8 protein-coding genes are annotated in these 23,030 nt (G+C 41.4%); all 8 read left to right on the forward strand.

From position 1 onward, the window contains the following. The first annotated feature begins 13 nt into the window (after nt 1-13). The 8 genes from ASL11_RS20930 (at nt 14) to ASL11_RS38025 (ending at nt 23,004) form a co-directional block, all read left to right on the forward strand. Nucleotides 14-1,792 carry an S-layer homology domain-containing protein gene (locus tag ASL11_RS20930; RefSeq protein WP_056619138.1) on the forward strand — a complete coding sequence of 593 codons (1,779 nt, stop codon included), beginning with the start codon at nt 14-16 and terminating at the stop codon, nt 1,790-1,792. A 146-nt stretch (nt 1,793-1,938) separates the two neighbouring features. Beyond that, on the forward strand, nt 1,939-6,522 hold the full coding sequence (locus ASL11_RS38020; RefSeq protein ID WP_063795646.1) for a family 43 glycosylhydrolase: 4,584 nt from the start codon (nt 1,939-1,941) through the stop codon (nt 6,520-6,522). Nucleotides 6,523-6,687: 165 nt separating this feature from the next. After that, on the forward strand, nt 6,688-8,283 hold the full coding sequence (locus ASL11_RS20940; RefSeq protein ID WP_056619140.1) for a response regulator transcription factor: 1,596 nt from the start codon (nt 6,688-6,690) through the stop codon (nt 8,281-8,283). 88 nt (nt 8,284-8,371) lie between these two features. Further along, on the forward strand, nt 8,372-9,643 hold the full coding sequence (locus ASL11_RS20945; RefSeq protein ID WP_056619143.1) for an ABC transporter substrate-binding protein: 1,272 nt from the start codon (nt 8,372-8,374) through the stop codon (nt 9,641-9,643). Continuing rightward, nucleotides 9,640-11,400 carry a cache domain-containing sensor histidine kinase gene (locus tag ASL11_RS20950; protein WP_056619146.1) on the forward strand — a complete coding sequence of 587 codons (1,761 nt, stop codon included), beginning with the start codon at nt 9,640-9,642 and terminating at the stop codon, nt 11,398-11,400. The genes ASL11_RS20945 and ASL11_RS20950 overlap by 4 nt, the downstream gene beginning before the upstream one ends. Continuing rightward, a complete protein-coding gene (locus tag ASL11_RS20955) occupies nt 11,397-12,902 on the forward strand; it encodes a response regulator transcription factor (protein WP_056619148.1) in 1,506 nt (501 codons plus the stop codon). The genes ASL11_RS20950 and ASL11_RS20955 overlap by 4 nt, the downstream gene beginning before the upstream one ends. Before the next feature lie 314 nt (nt 12,903-13,216). Continuing rightward, the gene (locus ASL11_RS20960) at nt 13,217-16,003 is read left to right on the forward strand and encodes an NPCBM/NEW2 domain-containing protein (RefSeq protein ID WP_200962463.1); all 2,787 of its coding nucleotides are present in this window, start codon (nt 13,217-13,219) and stop codon (nt 16,001-16,003) included. Nucleotides 16,004-16,269: 266 nt separating this feature from the next. After that, nucleotides 16,270-23,004 (forward strand): family 43 glycosylhydrolase, encoded by a 6,735-nt coding sequence (locus ASL11_RS38025; protein ID WP_327205109.1) that lies wholly within the window; start codon nt 16,270-16,272, stop codon nt 23,002-23,004. Nucleotides 23,005-23,030 lie beyond the last annotated feature (26 nt).

Consider the following 23,030-nt stretch of genomic DNA (forward strand, 5'->3'; position numbering starts at 1 on the left):
AGGGATTGTGAACATGAAACTCAAATTTCAATTATTCTTCCTAGCTATGATGTTCATTGCCACGCTGCTCCCTTTGACGGCTGCAGCACAAACAACAGATGAAGTTGTATTGCGCTCTCAGGCTCCAAGTGTCGAGTTAGGAAACAACGTTACGATTACCATTGCAGGCAAAGCACTTACAGACTTATATGCTGCCGAGATGGAATTAACGTATGATGAGCAGCAACTGGCGTATACGGGCTACACAAGCAGCCTGAATAATCAAGCATACGTGCTTGAACCTAAAGTACATGGCAACAAAATATTGCTGGTTTTTACGTTAACAGGAAACAAGGATGGACTAAGAGGGGATAAGGATTTATTTACGCTTTCGTTTAAAGCTTCCCAAGCAGGGGCAGCCTCCGTTTCCTTAAGTTCTTTGACAACTATCAATAGTCAGTTGGAAAAAACGAATGGGAAGATGGGTAACGGAATTACATTGACGGTTAATAATTCGAACTCTGGAACTGATCCCGGCACTGATCCCGGTACTAATCCCGGTAATAATCCCGGCACTGATCCTGGCTCTCATACTGGCTCCAACCCTGGTTCCCAAGGGGCAGAAAATCCGTCATCGCCGGGAACTTCAGGTACATCTGTTTTGTTACTGGAAACAATGACTGTTAATAATGGTGTTGCTTCTATTGATGTAGGGTCAAAAGCTCTTCTTGAAGCGGGCAAAAATTCCAAAGATGATTCGGTAACGATTAAAGTCAACTCAGGTTCTGACGTTAAGGAACTCCAATTCAATCTGCCAGCGAAGCAGCTTCAACAACTCAGTTCAGAATCAGGCGCAGTAAAGATGGTAAAGGTTGAGACGGATCTTGCTACGGTTACCATTAATCGGGATGTTCTTGATAAAAGCACCCTGTCGGAAACTTCAAATTTGCAATTAAGTATTGCAAAGGTAGCCCCTGCTAACCTTTCGCAGGATATAAAAGAAGAAGTCGGAAGTTCTGTTGTGTACGATTTTAATTTGAGTTTAGATGGTAACAGAATCACAAAATTTAACAAGAAAAGTGTCCTAGTAGAAGTACCGTATACATTGGCATCTAATGAAAAGCCTAATCAAGTAGTCATCTACTATATAACAGAAGATGGTAAATTGGAAGTTGTTAGGAATGGCAGATACAATATCGAAACAGGCAAAGTTCAGTTTCAACCTACGCACTTCAGTAAGTACACGGCTAACCATGTTCAGGTTTCCTTTAGTGACATGAATGGGTATACATGGGCAAACGAGGGTGTTCTTGGCTTAGCAGCTCGTGAAGTAGTGAACGGTAGAAGTGACGGCCATTTTATTCCGGCTGGGGAGGTAACAAGAGCAGAGTTTGTTAAGATGTTGATTCAACTCTTCGATCTAGCAGATTCTTCAGCAACTGCAGCCTTCACAGATGTTGACGCGGGTGCATGGTACTACAATTCCATAGCCTCAGCACAGAAGAGCGGCCTCGTTCAAGGCAAAGATGACGGCAGCTTCGGAGTGAACGACCAGATCAGTCGTGAGGATATGGCGGTGCTTATTTATCGGGCCTCCAAGATTATTAGTTCTACGACTGTACTAGCAAATGGTTCAACTTCAAATTTCCTTGATGGAGATCAAATCTCTACATACGCCAAGGATGCTGTTTGGGCTGCAAAACAGGCAGGCTTAATGGACGGAGTGTCAGAGGGATATTTTGATCCGAAAGGAAAATCGACAAGAGCACAAGCTGCTACGGTCATCTACAGACTCTATCAAGAATTGAAATAAAATTCATTCATACAGGCATCTGGCAATTATGTAGAAAGCATACAATTCCTTGTTGAGATGGTAATGGGTCCATGATGCTAACAAGCAACTGGGCCCATAGCTTTATGGTAAGGTACAAGAATCATTTTAATGAAGGGAAGAGATAAATGGAAAAAGGAAGGGTTGACTCAAGAGCTGCTTTAAAAGTTTCTCTCTGTCTTAGTCTGATAGTGTCATCCATGCTTAGTTTTCATAAGAGTACCCATGCTGCATCCATCCCAACGGTTAATATTGATTATAATATTGAAAAGCAGGAAATCGACGGCTTTGGTGCATCCAACGCTTGGTCGACTGGGATTGTACAAAATCTCGCAAACCCACCACAGAAGGAAATACTGGATGCGCTTTTTAGTACTTCTACTGGCGCAGGACTAAGTATGGTAAGAAACAGGCTTCCTTATGACATCGTATCGGAATCAGGCACATGGAATTGGAATAATTGGGATATTAATGGTACAACCTGGCTTTTTAATAAAATAAAAACGGATTATAACGTAACCAAATTTTTCACTACTCCCTGGACGCCTCCGCCGTTTATGAAGACTGGCAGCACAGGAACAAACGGAGAGATCGGTGGTAAGCTCAGATCTGATAAATATCAGGCATATGCTGATTTCTTAGCTGACTATGTGACTGGCTTTAAGACCAATAAGGGAATCGATATCTCAGCTGTATCTATACAAAATGAGCCAAACTATGCACCGAATTATGAATCTAGCAGTTGGTCAGCGGATGATTTTCATAATTTTGTAAAGGGCTATCTCAAACCTACTTTTGCACAAAAAGGTGTGACTGCGAAGCTTATTATGCCAGAGGGGTTAAATTTCAGTGAAGATCTGGCTGTTCCAACATTGAATGATGCCGATAGCAGGGATCGCGTAGACATTGTTGGTGTACACCAATATGCCGTAAATCAGCAGGACCCCAATCTTGGCGCGAAGTGGCTGACGCAAACAAAGCTTTATAATAAAAAATTATGGGTGACAGAAGCATCTGTAGGTGAACCCAATGATCCGACCATAAATGACGGTATCTATTGGGCGAAAATGATCCATAAGGATATGACGGTAGCAGAAGTAAATGCGTTTAACTACTGGTGGCTTTGGAATAACACAAAAGACAGTGTGAATTCTGTTGGAGATAAAGGTGCACTGATTACATTTCATACGGACGATAATGGTGCTGTCAAAAGTTACGACTTGAATAAAAGATTGTATACTCTTGGTCAATACAGCAGATTTATCAGGCCGGGTTATAAAAGAGTCAATTCGGATGTAACCCCAGCAACGGGTGTATATACAACAGCGTATAAAGACTCTTCGAATGGAAAGTTAGTTATTACAGCTATAAATGACACTAACACGGACACTGCATTAACTTTCAACGTAAATGGTAAAACTGTAAAATCGTTTACTACTTATAGAACTTCGTCTAGTGAGAATATTGCAAATTTAGGCGATACCACTGTAAATGGAAACTCACTTCAAGCCACGCTTAAGGGAAAAAGTGTTACAACTTTCTATGCTGATGTTTATACACCGATTGCCAAGAACCCAATCATATGGGCGGATGTACCGGATGTTGATGTGATCAGAGTAAATGATACGTATTATATGACCAGTACTACCATGCACGTGAATCCTGGCGTACCTATCATGAAGTCCAAGGATCTCGTAAATTGGGAAATCGTCAATTATGTGTATGATATTCTTGCGTCTACGGATAAACAAACGCTTTCGAATGGGCAGAACATATACGGGCAAGGCTCATGGGCAAGCAGTATAAGATACAATAATGGCAAGTTTTATGTGGTATTTGCTTCCAATGATACGGGTAAAACGTATATCTTTCAAACCACTGACATAGAAAAGGGCACATGGGAAAAGTATGAGCTTGCCGGTGGTGTTTATCATGATATGTCATTGCTGTTTGATGATGACGGACGTGTATATATGGTATATGGCGGTGGATCCATTAAGATTATTGAACTTACTTCAGATGCCACAGCGATCAAAGCAGGCGGAATGAATAAAACAATCATTCAAAATGCGAGCGCTCCCGGAGGCTCCGGTGGTCTTGGAGCTGAAGGCTCGCACATTCATAAAATTAACGGTAAATATTACATCTTCAATATATCATGGCCATCAGGAAGCATTCGTACTGAATTAGTACACAGGGCTGATACAATAGATGGCACTTATGAAGGAAAGATTGCTTTAAGATCGGGTAGTACTTCCAACAGTGCTGGTGTCGCACAGGGGGGGATTGTTCAAGCGGCTGACGGAAAATGGTACGGCATGTTGTTTCAGGATTATGGGTCCGTAGGACGTATACCTTACATTGTGCCGATGACTTGGAGTCAGGATGGATGGCCTGTTTTCGGGGATGTCAATGACACTGGGATTCCTGCTGTACTTTCAAAATCCTGGGTTTCATCAGATAGCTTCGATCAGAGAACAGAGAAAGTTGGAGGTTATCATACAGAGGTAGCAGGCGGAGAAAATGACTACAATGGGTCCAATCTCTCTCTCGTATGGCAGTGGAACCATAATCCTGATCATAGATTCTGGTCTCTTACCAATCGGTCAGGGTATCTAAGACTCACTACCGGAAGAACGAGCACTAGTATTCTTGATGCCAGAAATACCCTTACACAAAGAACCTTCGGACCGGAAAGTTCAGGAACCATTGCTATCGATGTTAGCCATATGAAAGACGGGGATTATGCAGGAATTGCCGCATTCCAACAGAACTACGGGTTTGTCGGTATTAAAATGTCCGGCACGACAAAGTCAGTTGTTATGGTGAATGGAAGTTCAGGGTCAGCAGTGGAAGTAGCAAGTGTCCCCCTTACTCAGAACACTGTATATCTAAGGACTGAGTTGGACTTTAAGAATAGGACAGATAAAGCAAAGTTTTATTACAGTCTTGACGGTGAGCGTTGGGCATCCATAGGAAATACACTTCAAATGTCATATACACTACCGCATTTTATGGGCTACCGATTTGCCTTATTCAATTATTCAACAAAAACAACAGGTGGTTACGTTGACTTCGACTATTTCAAATTAGATGACAAGTTGGTTGGTTCAAACTTTGATACGAATTTGAAGTCACTCCAGGTAAACGATACACAAGTGAATGGGTTTAGTCCAAGTGCGTATACCTATTCTCTAGATGTTCCTGCAGGATCGGTTCCGCCGCAAGTGACTGCTGCTTCAAATGATCCTGGCGCGAGTGTTACGATTATACAAGCATCGGCTGTACCTGGAAAGGCCACGGTGACTGTAAGCAGGGAAGGCTTACAAGCTACGGTATATACCATTAATTTTAATACACCAGCCATCGTGGCGGTTGAGGCAGAAGCTGCAGCAGCAAATTCAGCCAATGCCTATGTATTTGGCACCGCAAATGGCCATACCTGGTCGATTGTTGACGGCTTGTCCACGAAAGCTATGCAATTTAGTCCTGATGATGGTACTGCTGTCACACCAGGTACTGACGCTGCCAGCCTCGCTGCTGGTTCCCGACTGAATTACAAGATCAACTTTACGACTGCAGGAACCTACTATGTCTGGATACTTGCCAAGAGTCATAGTTTCCAAACGGACTCCGTCCACGTTGGATTGGATAATACGTATAAATTCACTTCCAACGGTATTCAGAACGTGAGTAACAGTCAGTTTAAATGGGTCAATCTCAGTAATGGGGGTACGCTTGTAACTGGTGGCACTCCATTGAATATTACCGCTGGTGTGCATGAATTGAACTTATGGGGAAGGGAATCTGGCTTAATCCTAGACCGGATATATGTAACCACAAGCGATGCAACCACAGATCCTGTTTGGCCTCAGCCGCTTGTACCTACAGCAGCCATTTCAGCAGACAGCAGTGTAAAGCCTGGAAGCAGCTTTACAGTGGGAGTTAGCCTGAACAACGTGACAGAAAGTGTTTATGCCCAGGACATCATCCTGTCTTATGATTCCAACGTATTTGATTATGTGAGTGCGGCAAGTGCAAACAACAACATCCAGATCGTGACAGAGGACAAAGCCACTGCCGGGAAAGTTAGGCTCATTACCGCCAATACTGGAGGGGGAATATCGGGAGCCAGTACGCCGGTTCTAAATCTAACCTTCAAGGTAAAGGCTGGTGTTCAGAATACCAGTGGAACGATTGCAGCTACCCAGGCAAAGCTTGGTGTGGCTCCAGAGGGGACCGTCATTCAGGCGGTACTTGGCAGTAAGAGCATTTCAGTAGGCAATACTGAAGTGGTTGTAGATAAGACAGCGCTGACATCAGCTATTACGAATGCACAGAGTTTGTATGACGCAGCAGTCGTTGGTGCAGCGACCGGTCAATACCCGCAGGCAGCCAAGAATACATTCGGTGTTGCCCTCAATGCAGCGAAAGCTGTCAAGGACAACCAAAGTGCGACACAATCCCAGGTTGACAATGCTGTAACAGCACTAGGCACTGCAGTAGATACCTTCAAGGCGCAAGTTAATAAGTCGGCAGACATCAACAAGGATGGAAGCATCAATGTAGGTGATCTTGCGATGGTAGCTTACCATTACGGTAAGAATTCTAATAGCACAGACTGGGCGACAGCGAAGATAGCCGATATGAACAACGATAATAAGATCGATATTATGGATCTTGCGTATGTGGCATCCAAGATACTCCAATAAAATCTGAATGCCAGCAACGCCCTATCCCGATATAAATCCTCATAGGGATAGGGCATTGTGGCTTGGAGCAAGCTCTCCTTGTGAAACCCTGTATTACTGAGGTGCTCTATTTTGTTTGTAGTGGAGGGGAAACATGTCTGAGACAGGCGATTGGAGTGAATTGAAGTGAAGAAAGTTTTCCTTGTCGACAATGACATCTTATTTCAAGAAACCTTTAGAGAAATCATCGATTGGTCCAAGGAAGGGTTTATTTACTCTGGAAATGCGTTAGATGCTGATGTTACCATACCGCTCATTGAGCAATTTCAACCTGATATTTTAATTACTGATATTTTAATGCCTTTCACGAACGGTCTCGAACTGAGCAGTATTATGCGACGTAAGTACCCAGAAATGAAAATTATTATTATCAGCGCTGATGCGGATTTTGAGTGTGCAAGGAAGGCTTTACAAATAGGCGTACAGGATTTTTGCATAAAACCAATTGGTGCTAATGAACTTTTAAAGGTCCTACGAAGTGTCAGTGAACTAGTTGATAAAGAACGGGAACTCAAAACTAAGGAACAGAAAAAAACATCATTTCCAGAATATAAGCTCTTAAACGATTTATGCAGTGGTTTCGTTACAGCTGCCGAAGTGATAAATCACAACGAATCGCTCGAATTAAATATTGTTGCCCGCTACTATGTACTAACCGTGCTGGACATTCGTGATAGGGGCATAAACAAACTTGAAGAGTTGAGGTCTTCTTCACTAGGAAATGAACTTTCGTTAGTAAATCGTTATAAGGAACTGGAACTAAGTAGCCAGACTATAATGTTTCAACGCAGTCGTTCCGAATTCATATGGATCATTAAAGGTGATACACTGGAGCAATTAAATCAGGATGTCCAAGTATTTAGAGATTTGCAATATGCTACTCAGAAAGAAATGAATACCTCCAATATCTTTATTGGTATTGGCAGTGTTCAGGATCGGCTCCAAAATGTACATTTCTCCTTCCTAGACGCCATGGAAGACGTTCACTGGCAAAGGTTATCCTTTCAAAATTATATAGCACTACAGGAGAACAATTCAGAAACATTAGACCCAACAGTGTTATTAAGTCAAGGTGCTTTTATCGATTTCTTAAAGGTCGGCACACTTCATAAAATGGAATCGTTTGTTTCTACATACGCTGCATCATTACGTGAGATTAATTGGGACACTTCCTCAAACGGATTCTATATCTTAAATAATATTACGATAGAAGCTTTCCGATCCTATAAAGAGATGTATCGCCACCTGCCAGATCCTGATAAATCACTTCACCAATTTCAGCGAATGATCGCAAGTATCTACTCATGGGAAGAAGCAAACTCTTTTCTAATGAAGTTGATTGAACAATTTTGGTCCTGGCGATCACGAACATACGATAAATATAAGGATTTGATAACCAAAGTCAAAGAATACGTTCAAGCAAACTTTGATAAGGATACGATCTCTCTACAAGTTGTGGCTGAATATGTCAAGTTGAGCCCTAACTACTTAAGTCGTTTATTCAGTCAGGAAACTGGTCAAACCTTTATTGAATACTTAACTCAAATTCGTATCTGCAAAGCCAAGGAGCTTCTCAAAAGTACATCATCCAGATCATATGAAATTGCTTTTCTTGTTGGCTATAATGACCCCTATTATTTTTCAAACATATTTAAACGCATCACAGGCATGACACCAAAGGAATTTAGAAATAGGGGAACTGAGTTATCAAATCTTATATAACGGCAAATATGTGTGCCGCAAACGAGACGAACTTCTCGCTTGCGGCTTCTTGTTAATGGATAGCAGTGAATTTAGGGGGATACCTTTAATGAAAAATAAGGCAGTTAATTTCTTAAATGGCATATTTTTATTTTTCTTCTTTTTGCTTTTTTCGGGATGTAGTGATGCAATAGGACCAATTCATAAAAACGAAGAAAATGAAAGAGAAGAGTTGATGGTAACTATGTATATCACAGACCAGTCCGTTCAACACACCTATTTAGACATTTCAAAGACATTTGAGCAAGTACATCCTAATATTAAGGTGAATCTAATATTCCCAGGGTTTGACTATGAGGACGTGCTAAAAATTAAAATCGCATCTCATGATCTTCCTGATATTTTCGATACTCATGGTTGGACAAAGAGAAGGTATGGCAAATTGCTGATGGACTTAAGTGGCGAGAAATGGGCGCAGCAGCTCTCGGACTCAATGAAGATAGCCGTCACAGATACAGATGGGGCCGTGTATGCGCTGCCAATAAGTGAGGCAAGGGATGGATTATCATATAATGTAAATGTGCTTAAGAAATATCACATTCAAATACCTAGAACGTTTACAGAGTTAATGCAAGCTGCAGAATCGATTAAGCAAGAGAGCGGAGGTCAAGTCATTCCTTTCTTTTTTGCCGGTGCGAATAGATGGACAATTGGACAATATTTCGATTATATGGCGAATTCTCTTTATGTTTCAACTTCGGATAATGAGTTTGCCGAATTGGAAAATGGGATCCTGAATAAGAGTAAATGGGTGTGGATCGCTAAAACATGGAAGGAAATGCTCCAAAAAGGATATATTAATGAAGACTTTGCTAAAGCCAAATATAGTGACTTACCCGAATTGTTTGCTAGTGATAAAGTGGCGTTCACGTTTTCATCGCCTTCCTTTGCTAACGACGTCTACCAATTGAATGCGGAAACAGTAATCGGTATCATGCCGATACCAGCCATGCAGGAGCATGATGAGCCCAGTTTTGCAGGAGGAGAAAGGAACACGATGGGGATATGGAAAGGCTCCCTACACAAAGAAGCAGCAAGGTTATTACTAGACTTCTATGCCAAACCTGAGAATATGTCCAAGATTGCAAATGCGACTAAGCTTCCGGCAGGACTTAAACATATACAGGCTTCACATGAATTCGTATCCTTTTATGAGAAATATGCGCAAACTCGTATTTTTCCTTACTTTGACAGAGTTTATCTACCTAGTGGCATGTGGGATATCATGTCTAACGAAGGGCTAGATGTATTAGTTAACCATATGAGCCCGGATGAGTTTGCAGATAATATGCAAACGAATATGAAGAGGTTACGCCAATGAAATGGATGCACTCTTTTCGCTATCAACTATCGGTTCTGTATTTGATTACGATAATCGTGCCGACGATTATTATTATATTTTTTATGCCGTATTATTTTAAGCAGGTTATTATCAACAACTCAAGGGCAGAGACTAAGAGTACAGTGGCAGCCCTGAGTCGTAATATTGAAATCTATTTGGACGATCTAGAAAGGCTGACCATCACGCCATATTTAAATAATGAGGTAATGAAAGCGTTATCGAACAAAGCGAATCATCATGGAGTAGAGGATACATACACAGCCTTGATGACAAGTCGTATACTTGACGCAAGTCTTAGCAGTTATATGAAGATGGCACGAACAGATATATTGGGCACCACAATGCTTTTTAACGATGGCACAGCTTTTGTGAAATCAATAGATTTATCTGATCCAGTAAAATCATATTCCTTTGAAAAACAGCCATGGTATAAAACTATCACGGAGGCAGATGGGCGAGTGGTGTATATTGGCCCCCATAATCAGGATTATTGGAAAGGGCATAAGCTGAAAAAGGTTTTCTCTGTCGCAAGAGTTATTAAAGAGCCTGACACCCAACAAAAGTTGGCGATTATCATGGCGGATGCGGATGCTAAAGTGTTTCAACGAATCATTGATGATACTAAGTTTCAAGTCAATTCGATTGTCGCCATTTTGGATGAAGAACTTAACCCATTGTTCACCAGTAAAACCATTAATGATAGCTTGCTGACTCAACTAAACGCTAATCAAACGATAATAAATGAAGGTCGAAATGATTCTTATTTTGTCATAAAAGGAAAGTTGAAACAGAATAATTGGCAAGTTATTGTACTATTGCCTTATTCCGATATTCAGTCCAAGTTCCGTTGGGTGTATGTGGTTGGTATCTTGTTTGGCATCGGCGGGCTCATACTGACGGTTACGTTATTTGCTATTCAATCCAGGAGAACTACCAAGCCATTCCAAGAGATGACAAACGTGATGAAAAGGGTGCAAACAGGACATTTAGATATGAGAGTAACTATTCGGGGGAAAGATGAGATATCTCAACTGGGTCTAGCAATGAACACCATGATCAATCGGTTAAATGATCTTATTGAGAGGGAGTATAGGACTCAGCTAGGATTGAAAGAAGCGGAGCTTCGATCCTTGCAGGCACAAATCCAACCTCACTTTTTGTACAATGTCTTAAATGGGATACTCGGACTTAATCGAAAGGGTCACAAGGAAGAGATAGAGTCAGCTATTTTGTCGTTAAGCCATATGATGCGTTACGTACTCTCGAAGAAAGATATGACGCGCTTAAGCGAAGAGTTGGATTTTCTAAGGAGCTATTGCGCGCTGCAGAAAATGCGACTTGGCAGTCGAGGTTTTTCGTATCGGATTGAATGTGTACCCGAGCTGGAGTCTATACAAATTCCTAAACTGCTCTTGCAGCCATTGGTTGAGAATGCAATCATTCATGGTATTGAGCCCTTGTATTCCCCGAGCGAATTATTAATAACAGCATGTTTAGATAAAGATGAAGCTAACATATCTTTTGTGAATCTAATTGTAGCGGATACAGGCATAGGTTTTGCAGAGGAGAAATCGGATAAAGGGAATCATATCGGTTTACAGAATGTAATCAACAGAATGAAACTAACATATCCCGGATCTGAGATTAATATACAGAGTGTGCTAGAGCAAGGAACTGTTATCAAACTGACATTACCGGCCAAAGGGATAATCGAAGAAAATGAGGTGAAAGTATGAGAATTGTTATTGCAGATGATGAATATTGGGCTCAAGAATATTTAATACAAATTCTTTTAAATGGCGATCCATCATGGACAATAGTCGGTAGAGCCTTCAATGGCAAAGAACTGTATCAGCTTGTAACTGAACTAAATCCAGATTTAGCTATTATCGATATTAAAATGCCGGAAATGAATGGACTAGAAGCCTATAAGGCTTGTAAACTTAGTTCCCCAGAAACCCAATGGGTTATAATTAGCGGCTATGAAGAGTTTCAGTATGCACAGGAGGCGATAAAACTCGGGGCACGCGATTATTTGACCAAGCCTGTTAAAGCGGAAATACTAACGTATTTAGTAAGAGTGCTTGAGGAGGAGTTAGTGAAGGCTCAAGATGTCCTAAAGAATCAACTAAAACGCAGTGTAAAGAATGCTCTGAATGAGCGAATTGAAATTATGAGTCAAAATGAAGTACACACAGACAAATATTATTATCAAATTGCCTTATTATATGTGGACAGTAGTTTAGAAAAAGAACTACAAACAGATTTAAATCAAGAATTCAATAGAAAATTAAAACAGTTCCTCACAGGTAACAGACATATAACCTTAGGGGATTTGTGTTATTCCGTACAGAATGGAGTTTTTTGTTTGATACATATACTTAGGAAGGAAACGGAAGGGAGGCCTTCAATGCAAAACTATGAAGCACAGTTTGAGGAATTCATACGTTCAGAATCAAAACCAGATTGGGCAATAACGTTGATTGTACATGATCGTGAACTTGAGTATAGCGAAATCGCTGTTTGGATCAAAGAGGTTAATAAGTTATCTCCTCTTCGAATCTTATTTGGCATAAATCAGGTATGGAAAATGAAGGTTTTAGCTCGTATAGCTCATTATGATTCGCATTACGTTCATTTTTGCTCTATGGTTACTGATTCTGTGAACGATTATACAAATAATAGGTGTGTCAGTATAGAGAAGTGTAACGGATTGCTGAATCAACTCAAGATGGACAGATTGGAGGATGACCCCGAGAAAAAACGGAAACTTCTTGTATACTTACAGACAACTTTCCCATTTATATTCAATTTGGACGAGTCACCTTCCAATTACTTAGTTCATCTCATTCAGAAATTTTCATCAAAATTAGATGTTGTTGATAAAATCGCTAGAACAAATGATTTCCTCTTCCAAGTTCAACAATATATCTCCGAGAATTATATGTATAACCTCAGCATAACAGAAATCGCAAACAAATTTCATATTTCCCCCAATTATTTGAGTACATTGTTTCATCGTAATGTCGGTATTTCTTTTATTAAGTATGTAACAAACCTCCGAATTCAAGAAGCTCAAAAGTTGTTAGCTATAACAGACGAACCTATTCAAGTAGTGGCCTTGAGGGTCGGATATACAAGCCAAAGTCATTTCATTAAAACGTTTCGTGAGTATACAGGCTACAACCCTTCTGAGTATACAGGAAAAATCATAAAAAGAAGTTTCAAACAAGAATAAAATCGTTTCAATGCAAATTATTCAGTATAAATGAGCAATTCAATTGTAATTTTCTAAATGGATACATGCATGTATCTTCGATATATTTTAATTGTACAATTTGAATAAAGGGAGGTATAGGAAGGAAAAGTCATGCTACGATATTGAGTTTATCGGGGAAGGGCAGGCTAACTGTACTCGTTGTAGATACTTCATATTTTGAAAGCGCAAACAGTTTGGTAGCAAGGTCTAATCTTAATTTATCTAAAAATAATGGAGGTTGAAAAAATATGAAAAAAGCTTGTATGATTGCCACTCTTTTAGTAATGGTCAGCATGTATTTCTTTATTCCAAGTATTCCAGCAGAAGCTTCAGAGAACGGTCTTGCTAAGACACCACCTATGGGATGGAACACCTGGAACAAGTTTGGTTGCAATGTTAGTGAAACCTTGGTTAAAGAAATGACTGACGCCATGGTTTCAAGTGGTATGAAGGATGCTGGATATCAATATGTGAATATCGACGATTGTTGGCAAACTTCTAGAGATACAACAACTGGAAAAATTGTGGTTGATCCCGTTCGGTTTCCGAGTGGAATGAAAGCTCTTGCTGATTATGTTCACTCGAAAGGATTAAAACTTGGTGTGTATACGGATGTTGGTTATAAGACTTGTGCAGGGCGTCCGGGCAGTCGAGGTTACTATGACATAGATGCGCAAACGTATGTGCAATGGGGTGTTGACTATGTCAAAGTGGATTGGTGTTATGTTGATCCAGATGCAAAATTATTAAACTCCGGTCCGAAACCTAATGCGGCAACTTGGTATGGTGAATTCGGGGAAGCACTAAAGAATGCCGGAGGAGGAATTGTTTATAGTATTTGCAACTGGGGTGAGCAATCACCATGGGTGTGGGGACCGCAAGTCGGCAATTTGTGGCGCACTGGCCAAGATATTGGGGATGCATGGGAAAAAGGTACAAATTGGTACAATGGAATAATTAATGCTTATGATACATCTGTTACTCATAATGCCAACGCAGGACCTGGCGGCTGGAATGACCCGGATATGCTTGAAATAGGTAATGGCGGTGCAACTACTATAGAATACAGTTCACAGTTTAGCTTGTGGAGTATGTTGGCGGCACCGCTAATTGCCGGGAATGATCTCAGAACCATGTCACAAGCTACCAAAGATATTTTAATGAATAAAGAAGTAATTGCTGTAAATCAGGACCTTCTTGGCGTTCAAGCTACAAAAATTAGTGACAATGGAGATATCGAAGTGCTTGTGAAACCACTTGCGAATGGTGACAAAGCCGTTGCATTGTTAAATAGAGGAGCACAGGCAACGAAAATTAGTGTAACGGCTGCGGATGTAGGACTTCCAGTTTCAGAAGGATACCTAGTTAGAGACTTGTGGCAGCATCAGAGCAAGGGATCTTTTGGAACAATCAGCGCTGATGTTCCTTCTCACGGTACTGCAATGTTCAGAGTATCTGCGGAAGCATTAGCTGATTTGCCTGCTTCACTGTATATTCAACCTGCGGCTTCCAATGCTAATTTGGAGACTGGTAAAACTGTTCAATATTCAACCACTATTTACAATAGCGGTGTCAAGGATATTCAAAACGCATCTGTAAGTGCACAAGTTCCTAATGGTTGGACAGTAGTGCCAACATCCGCCAACAGTTTTAATAACATTGCCATCGGACAAACGGTAACAGCTAGCTGGAATATTACTGCTCCTTCTTCTTCAGTAGGGTCACAAGATATTGGTATCACATTGAACTACTTAGATGGGACTATTACAAAGCAGCAGCAAGAAAGTTTAAAAGTTGTCGTTAATTTATCCGAAGGTAGTGCGTATTTAAGCGACTTAGCGTGGGCCTCTTCAACAAATGGATGGGGACCGGTAGAGAAGAATATGTCGGTTGGAAACAATGGTACAAATGACGGAAAAATCATAACCCTTAATGGTGTCCAATATAACAAAGGCTTGGGAACAAATTCACGAAGTGAAATCACTTACAATATAAACAGTAAATATGAAACTTTTATTTCTGATGTAGGAATTGATGATGACGTTAACCAGGGTAGTGTTACGTTTCAGGTGTATGGAGATGGGGTAAAGCTGTGGGAAAGCGGACTCATGACAGCAACTAGCCCTACTGCAACAGCGAATGTAAATATAAAAGGAGTCCAAATTCTCAAACTGGTCGTAACCGATGGTGGAGATGGGAACGCATTTGATCATGGTGATTGGGCAGGTGCCAGAGTGATTGTAGTGAAAGCAGTCGCTGCTTCACTTTCAGCAAACAGCAGTGTGCAGCCCGGAAGCAGCTTTACAGTGGGAGTTAGCCTGGACAACGTGACACAAAGTGTTTACGCCCAGGACATCACCTTAACTTATGATTCCAATGTATTTGACTATGTGAGTGCGGTGGGTGCAAACAACAACATCCAGATCGTGACAGTGGACAAAGCCACTGCTGGGAAAGTTAGACTCATTACCGCCAATACTGGAGGGGGGATATCTGGAGCCAGTACGCCGGTTCTGAATCTAACCTTCAAGGTAAAGGCCGGTGTTCAGAGTACCAGTGGAACGATTGCGGCTACCCAGGCAAAGCTTGGTGTGGCTCCAGAGGGAACCGTGATTCAAGCGCAGCTTGGCAGTATAAGCATTTCAGTAGGCAGTATTGGAGTGGTTGTAGATAAGACCGCTTTGACAACAGCCATTACGAGTGCACAGAGCCTATATGGTTCAGCAGTCGTTGGTACAGCAGCGGGTCAATACCCGCAGGCAGCCAAGGATGCGTTCGGTGCAGCCCTTAATGCAGCCAATGCTGTAAAAGACAACCAAAGTGCGACACAGTCCCAGGTTGATAATAGTGTAACAGCACTGGGCAATGCAGTTGATGCCTTCAAAGCGCAAGTTATGAAGTCTGCAGACCTCAACAAGGATGGAAGTATCAATGTCGGTGACCTTGCGATGGTAGCTTATCATTACGGTAAGAATTCCAACGGCACAGACTGGGCGACAGCTAAGATTGCTGATATTAACAACGATAATAAGATCGATATTAGTGATCTTGCGGTTGTTGCATCTCAAATACTCCAATAAAAACTGAATACTAGTAATGCCCTATCCCGATAGAAATCTTCATAGGGATGGGGCATACTTGTATTTGTTGGTTTTTCTTAGAATCTACGAAGTCAATTCATAGAAATCTTCACTTTTCGAATAAGAAATTACATTCTGAAATGATTGCGTTTAAGTTAAACTGTAAACAGTAATTATCACAGCATAGTAATTTGTCACATGCAAATTACTAAGAAGGAGTGTAATAAATGGAAATGAAAAAGAAACACGAGAGGAATCTTGTGCTTATGAGTAAGAAGCTAGGGGTGTTTTTATTAGCGCTTACATTATTGCTAAGTATTGTACCAAGTGCTTCGATATATGCACAATCCAATGAAGACACCTTAGAGAACCCATTTATATGGGCCGACGTTCCCGATCTCGATGTCATCAGAGTAGGTGATGCTTATTATATGAGTAGCACAACCATGCATATGAACCCTGGTATTCCTATTATGAAATCATATGATCTCAAAAACTGGGAAATCGTGAATTATGTTTACGATATGCTTGCAGATAATGATGAACAAGCACTTAGAAATGGAAAAGACAATTATGGGAAAGGTTCATGGGCAAGCAGCTTAAGATACCATAATGGCAAATATTATGTGGCATTTGCTTCCTATGATACTGGCAAAACCTATATCTATCAAACAACAGATATAGAAAAGGGTCCATGGACCCATTCAGAGCTTGATGGGGTCTATCATGATATGTCATTGCTGTTTGATGATGATGGACGTGTCTATATGGTTTATGGCGGCGGTGATATTAAAGCCATTGAACTGACTCCAGATGCTACCGCAATCAAAGCAGGCGGCCTTAATAAAGTCATTATTCCTAATGCGAGCCTAGTTGCAAGTACAGCGGAGAATGTGAATCTTCAAGCTGAAGGCACGCATATCCAAAAAATTAACGGTACATATTACGTATTCAATATAACATGGCCTAAGAATTCTGGCCGTGTTGAAATCATGCATCGAGCAGACAAAATTGATGGTGTATATGAAGGTAAAGTTGCCTTAAACAATGCTGGTATCGCACAGGGCGGTATCATTGATACCGTTGATGGCAAATGGTATGCAATGTTGTTTGGAGACCGTGGCTCAGTCGGACGTATACCTTACCTAGTGCCAGTTACATGGAGTGATGGTTGGCCAGTATTCGGCATTAACGGTACGGTTCCACAAAGTATGGCTATTCCCGTTAGTGGTGTAGCTTCTAAGAACAATTTGGTAGCTTCTGATGAATTCTATCAAAGCTCCCAAAAAGTAGGGGCATCGCATACTGTTATTAATACAACTTCAACTACATCACCTACAGTGCCAACACCTGTGACACCACTACCTATAAGTGAGGGAACAGAACTTTTGATAAACGGTGGTATGGAGAACGGGTTAACACCATGGGAGAAGCATGATACTGCAACGGTTGCGGTATCAACGGATGAGCATTTTAGCGGAACCAATAGTTTATATATTAGCGGCAGGGGAGCTACTGGTGCTGGTGTGCAACAATTTGTTACTGGAAAAATAAAAGCGGGGGCTACTTATAAATTTTCCGCGAAAGTGAAATATAACTCAGGTCCTGCTACGAAGCAATTCATTTTTGATATCCAAGATGGGGATTGGACGACGATTAAGAATCTTGCATCAGGTGTCATGACCAAAGGTGCATGGGGCACAATTGAAGGAACCTATACAGTGCCGACTGATGCAACTTTCACACAACCGCGTATATTTATTGAAACGGTCTGGACATCAGCGCAAGATCCCACGAATGATTTAATGAATTTCTACGTCGATGATATTTCTTTCGTGGATGTTACACCTGACGGGAACCTTTTGACAAATGGTAAGATGGAGAAGGGTCTAACACCTTGGGAAAAACATGATACTGCAACAGTTGCTGTGTCAACGAATGAGCATTTTAGTGGAACCAATAGTTTATTTATTAGTGGACGGGCAGCAACTGGAGCTGGCGTGCAACAGTCTGTTACCGGAAAAGTATCGGCTGGCAGTAAATATAAGTTTTCTGCCAAAGTGAAATATACCTCAGGTCCTGCTACTAGAGCATTTAATTTCGATATTCAAGATGGAGATTGGCAGACGATTAAGATTCTTGGATCTGGCGTCATGACCAAAGGTGTGTGGGGCACAATTGAAGGCACCTATACAGTTCCTGACAATGCTGTTTTTAATCAACCGCGTATATTTATTGAAACTTCCTGGACAGCAGCGCAAGATCCGACGAATGATCTAATGGATTTCTATGTCGATGATATTTCCTTAATAGACGCTACGCCCGCTGGCGGTTTGGATAAAGTGAAGAACGGGGAATACGATTACAATGGATCTAATCTTGGATTAGTGTGGCAATGGAATCATAATCCCGATAATAACCATTGGTCCCTTACGGAGCGTTCTGGCTATCTAAGACTTACTACTGGAAGAAAGAGTACAAGTCTTCTAGATGCTAGAAATACGCTGACACAGAGAACGTTTGGTCCAGAAAGCTCAGGAAATGTGGCCATGGATATTAGCAAGATGAAAGATGGTGATTATGCAGGACTCGCTGCATTCCAAAAAGAGTATGCATTCGTTGGGGTGAAAATGTCCGGGACTTCGAAGTCCATTGTTATGGTGGATGGCAGTTCTGGAACGGCAGTTGAAAAAGCTAGTATTCCTGTCACTCAGGATAACGTATATTTTAAAGCTGATTTTGACTATAAAAATCAGACAGATAAGGCTTATTTCTATTACAGCCTTGACGGCATTACATGGACAGCAATAGGGAATACGCTGCAAATGCATTATACATTGCCTCATTTTATGGGTTATCGTTTCGGTTTGTTCAACTATGCAACGAAAACAACAGGCGGTATTGTTGATTTTGACTATTTTAGAATAGATAATAAATTGACAGGAACGAGTTCGCCAGCAACAGTACTTCAGGCAAATCTAGCCAATGTTCCGAATGTGATCGGAGTTCAGAACATCGAGCTGCAAGTTCCAGTCCAAATGAATGCATTACCGAATGGGAATTATTCAGCAATCTCAGCTTCCTTTAATATACCGAAGGAGCTCACTGTAACGGGTGTAGACTTTAATACGGCTAATATTGTTGGAAATACTTCCTATACGTTTGCCAACAATCAATTGCTTTTACATGTAACTGGAAATACCGTAAACTTTGCAAATAATCAATCTTCTAATGTGTTCGCAACGATTAAGCTAAAGGTTAATGGTTTTGTCCCTGCTAATCAAACCGTTCAAATTAAGACGGATTACATCAAAGTTGATGGTGGAAATGTGCGATACAATGTTAACAATACCGTATCAAACATTGGATTAAAGCTACTGCCTACAAGTGCATATGCCAAGATTCCAGGGTATGCGAACCCACTTATGAGTCATAAATTAGGAGCAGATCCTTTTGCGATGGTTTATGACGGCAGAGTGTACATTTATATGTCAAGTGACGATTATGAGTATGATGCAAATGGAAAAATCAAAGATAATTCATTTAGCAATTTGAATCGAATATTTGTGATATCATCCGCTGATATGGTCAACTGGACAGATCATGGTGCAATCCCTGTAGCTGGAAAGAATAATGCGAATAATGGCGCGGGTGTTGCCAAGTGGGCAGATCTATCTTGGGCGCCAGCAGCAGCACATAAGAAAATTAATGGTGTAGATAAATTTTTCCTTTATTTCGCAAATGGTGCTAGTGGAATTGGTGTACTCACTGCGGATAGTCCCATCGGTCCATGGACTGATCCACTGGGCCAAGCTTTGATCACGAGTAGCAGCCCTGGCGTTCCTGGTGTAGCATGGCTATTTGACCCAGCTGTGTTGGTTGATGATGATGGAACTGGTTATCTCTATTTTGGTGGGGGTATACCAGGAGATCCGAATCCAACCCCAGAGCAGATTGCACATCCGAAAACGGCTAGAGTAGTGAAGTTAACGGATGATATGATTCATATGTCAGGTTCAGCAGTTACAATTGATGCCCCTTTTATGTTTGAGGATTCAGGTATTCACAAATACAATGGTAAATATTATTACTCTTATTGCTCTAATTTCTCTGGTACACACCCGGATGGAACACCTCCCCCTGGAGAAATTGCTTACATGGTAAGTGATAGTCCTATGGGTCCGTTTACTTACGTTTCACCGATCCTGAAAAATCCGTCTGTATTCTTTGGTGTTGGCGGTAATAACCATCATGCGATTTTCGAATTTAATGATCAGTGGTATGTGGTTTACCATGCTCAAACGGTTAGTAAAGCTGTCGTAGGAGATGGCAAAGGATATCGTTCTCCTCATATTAATAAGGTTGAGTATTACGATAATGGATTAATTAAAGATATTAAAGGGGATATGAAAGGGGTATCCCAGATCGCAACTCTTGACCCGTATTCGCGAGTTGAGGCGGAAACGATTGCTTGGAACGCAGGTATTCTTACTGAGGTGAGCACAGCACCAGGTAACCCGCTAGCAAGCCTTAACCTCGATGTAACGGATATTAATAACGGCGACTGGCTGGCAGTATCTAATGCTGACTTTGGTGATACAGGAGCTGCTTCGTTCGAAGCAAACATCGCATCGACAGTAGGCGGTAAAGTAGAAATACGTCTGGACAGCCCGATTGGTGATGTAATTGGTACGCTGGACATAGCGCCTACAGGTGGCAATCAAGTATGGCAGTTGTTGAAAACGAATGTGGAGAATGTGAAAGGGATTCACAATGTTTTCTTCATGTTTAGTGGCACAGGCAATAACTTATTCGCTATGGATTATTGGAAATTCAATACGAATCCTACGGGGCCAGATGTCATTCCATTAGAATCAGTCCAGATTATAAACGGAGCGCAAACTGTTAAAGTAAATGAGCAATTGACCTTTAACGCTGTAATCAATCCGTCTAGCGTAACGGATGCAACGTATCTATGGGAAACAAGTGGTGGAATTAGCATTGTAGGCAGCAACAGCAATGATGCGGTAACCATCAAAGGAACCAATTCCGGGACAGGAACACTTAAATTAACAGTCATTGGCGGTGGCACGGAGAAAACGTCCGAAACGACGATTACAGTGACGCCAGCAAGTGTTGATCCAAATCCAAATGGCGATACACTAGAATCAGTTACAATTACGAACGGAGCTCAATCGGTTATCGTGAATGATCTCTTAACTTTTAACTCCGTAATCAATCCAACTAGCGTAACGGGTGCAACGTATCTCTGGGAAGCAAGTGGCGGTATTAGCATAGTTGGAGACAACAGCCAAGATACGGTAACAATTAAAGGAAACACGATTGGAACAGGAACACTTAAATTAACAGTCCATGCGGGTGACACGGAGAAGTTTGCTGAAACAACGATTCAAGTAAAGTCAACGAGCGTAGAATCTGTTGCGATTATTAATGGAGCCCAATCTGTTACGGTAAATGAGCTTTTAACTTTTAACTCATTCGTAAATCCAACTACCGTAACGGGCGCAACGTATCTCTGGGAAGCAAGTGGCGGTATTAGCATCATTGGAGACAGCAGTAAGAATTCGGTAACCATTAAAGGAACGAATGTCGGAACAGGGTTGCTTCAATTAACAGTCCATGCCGGAGGCACAGAGAAGACGGCACAAAAGACGATAACGGTAATTCCACTGAATAACAATAGTGATATTGGTAACAGCGGCACACCAACAACACCGGTGACAAGCGGTAAAGACGCTGACATTCTGGTTAACGGAAAAGCAGAAAGTGCTGTAAGCACAGAAACAACTAAAGTGAATGGCCAGACAGTCACGACTATTGCATTTGACCAGAAGAAACTTGATCAATTGCTAGCGGTGGTTGGGGAAAAAGCTAACATTACTGTGCCAGTTACTGGCGATTCCGATGTTGTAATTGGTCAATTGAACGGTCAGATGGTCAAAAACTTACAAGAAAATAAAGCTGTAGTAGAGATTAAAACGGATCGAGCAACGTATACGCTGCCTGCACAACAAATTGATCTTCGCGCGATCTCAGATCAAGTCGGAGGATCAGTGGCCTTGCAAGACATTATGATTCAAATTCAGATCGCTAAGCCATCAGCTGATATGGTGAAAGTCGTGGAGAATGCAGCAGACAAAGATAAGTTTACACTTGTTGTTCCGCCGATTGAATTTACAGTTGAAGCGAAGTACGGAGAAAAGAGCATCCTATTATCCAAATTTAACGCTTATGTAAAACGAACGATTGCCATTCCAGATGGTGTAGACCCGAATAAGATTACTACAGCGGTTGTTGTAGAACCTGATGGAACTGTTCGTCATGTACCAACTAAACTTGTCATCCTAGACGGCAAGTATTATGCAGAGGTGAGCAGTTTAACGAACAGCACGTACTCTCTGATTTGGCATCCAATATCATTCTCTGATGTCTCGACGCACTGGGCACAAGATGCTGTGAACAATTTAGGATCAAGAATGATCATTAGTGGGATTGGCGATGACCTATTTAATCCCGACGCAGATATTACTCGTGCCGAGTTTGCTGCCATCATAGTTCGAGGATTGGGCTTGAAGTTGGAGAATAGAACACCGAACTTCTCCGATGTAAAGGCTGCGGATTGGTATAGTAGTGCAATCATGACGGCTCAATCCAGCCATCTTATTGACGGTTTCGAGGATGGCACCTTCCGTCCTGGAGACAAGATTACTAGAGAGCAGGCCATGGTTATTATTGCAAAAGCGATGGCGATCACTGGCTTGAAATCGAAACTCACAAACCACAATGCCGCTGATGTATTACGTACTTACACAGATGCAACAGAAAGTGCGCCTTGGGCAATGAGTGGTATTGCTGATAGTATCCAAGCGGGCATTGTAAGTGGAAGAGACGAAGCCACTCTTGCTCCGAAAGCTTATATTACAAGAGCTGAGGTTGCTAAGTTGGTTCAACAGTTGTTACGGAAATCTGATTTACTATAATGATCACATAAACGAATAGTGCGAAT

This window comes from Paenibacillus sp. Soil750 (genome assembly GCF_001428045.1).
GTDB lineage: Bacteria > Bacillota > Bacilli > Paenibacillales > NBRC-103111 > Paenibacillus_E > Paenibacillus_E allorhizoplanae.

Coding starts and splice junctions, on each gene's coding strand:
- ASL11_RS20930 (WP_056619138.1), top strand. CDS start 14: ATGAAACTCAAATTTCAATTATTCTTCCTAGCTATGATGTTCATTGCC.
- ASL11_RS38020 (WP_063795646.1), top strand. CDS start 1,939: ATGGAAAAAGGAAGGGTTGACTCAAGAGCTGCTTTAAAAGTTTCTCTC.
- ASL11_RS20945 (WP_056619143.1), top strand. CDS start 8,372: ATGAAAAATAAGGCAGTTAATTTCTTAAATGGCATATTTTTATTTTTC.
- ASL11_RS20950 (WP_056619146.1), top strand. CDS start 9,640: ATGAAATGGATGCACTCTTTTCGCTATCAACTATCGGTTCTGTATTTG.
- ASL11_RS20955 (WP_056619148.1), top strand. CDS start 11,397: ATGAGAATTGTTATTGCAGATGATGAATATTGGGCTCAAGAATATTTA.
- ASL11_RS20960 (WP_200962463.1), top strand. CDS start 13,217: ATGTATTTCTTTATTCCAAGTATTCCAGCAGAAGCTTCAGAGAACGGT.
- ASL11_RS38025 (WP_327205109.1), top strand. CDS start 16,270: ATGAGTAAGAAGCTAGGGGTGTTTTTATTAGCGCTTACATTATTGCTA.